At 41.4% G+C, this 1315-nt stretch carries 1 protein-coding gene; it reads right to left on the minus strand.

The annotated features are described in order from the left end of the window. Nucleotides 1-168: 168 nt before the first annotated feature. The gene (locus tag WS42_RS14690) at nt 169-1230 is read right to left on the minus strand and encodes an IS5-like element IS1169 family transposase (protein ID WP_005794453.1); all 1062 of its coding nucleotides are present in this window, start codon (nt 1228-1230) and stop codon (nt 169-171) included. Nucleotides 1231-1315 lie beyond the last annotated feature (85 nt).

A 1315-nucleotide genomic window follows, 5' to 3' on the forward strand; every position in this document is an offset into this window, starting at 1 on the left:
GGTGAGTTCTATCAATTCAATTTATCCTCTTGTATCAGACAGCAGAACTCTTTAACTGCCCAATTTGTGAGTTTTAGTCTTTCAAATTTAGCGAATATTTTCTACCCCCCCCAATTTTTACAATAATTAACTTGTGTTTGTTGTAAAAATTGGATGTGCAGGCATAATTCACCCCAACAACTCAGGTTTCAGCCTGATTATTTGCGTGTAACGACTGATGTTATACACAAGACTGGTGAGTGCTACATTGGCTTTAGCACGAATAAGTCCTACTGTACGCACCACAAGTCCACGCATGGTTTGTTCCTCAAACCCGAATACATGCTCGACAAGGCAACGTGTCTTGGATTTTTTCCTATTGTCTGATTTCTGCTCCTTGGTAAGCGGACGGTTACGGTAGCCCTTTTCGCAAATTATCGGATTCATCTTATGCTGTTTTACAATCTCCTCTTGTCCGACATAACCGGCGTCCAAATACAAGTCCTTGCCTTCGTCTTTTTCATCCAGCAGTCCTTCAAAGCCTTTGGAATCATGCACTTCTGCCGACGTGGTATCATAAGAAAGTATGATCTTATTGCGTTTCTCAACTTTAGTATGCTGCTTGTAGCCGTAAAAAGTCTCATCACGCTTCTTTGTCCAGCGGGCATCTACATCCTTGTGGCACTTCTTGTGGGGATTGTCATTCCACAACTTATCACCCGCTCCCTGTTTTATCTGCTCATTTTCATCACGGGTGTTACGTTGGCGAGGGGCAATAACAAAACTGGCATCAATGATGCGACCCTCATTGAATTGCAGACCCTTACTTTCCATGAAACTATGAAATTCCGAAAAAAGCTTGTCATAAACGCCTGTATTTGTCAGGAGTTCGCGATACTTCCACACCGTCTTCTCGTCAGGAACATCGTCAACACATTCAATACCAAGAAACTTGCGGAAACTCGTACGGTCAACTATCTGATACTCTATCTGATGGTCACTCAAACCATAATAACGCTGAAGAAACAAGACCTTGAACATCAGCACACAGTCTATCGGCGGACGACCGGCATTACTTTTGCGCTCTCCGGTAAAAAGGGCTGATTCAAGAGTAGGACGAAAGATCTCAAAATCAACATACTGAGACAACACTTCAAGAGGATTGCCCATTTCATTCAAACGCAATTCACGATTCTCTGACTCAAATAGTTGATTATAACGAAGCTTACGGTATCGGGATAACTTGTTCATTATAAAATTCTTATTTTCTGCAAATTTACGCTCTTGGAACCATATAAACAACTGTACTACAATATTTTAATTTATAGAACTCCTC

Origin of the sequence: Odoribacter sp. N54.MGS-14 (genome assembly GCF_000980295.1) — a bacterium.
Classification (GTDB): Bacteria; Bacteroidota; Bacteroidia; order Bacteroidales; family Marinifilaceae; genus Odoribacter; species Odoribacter splanchnicus.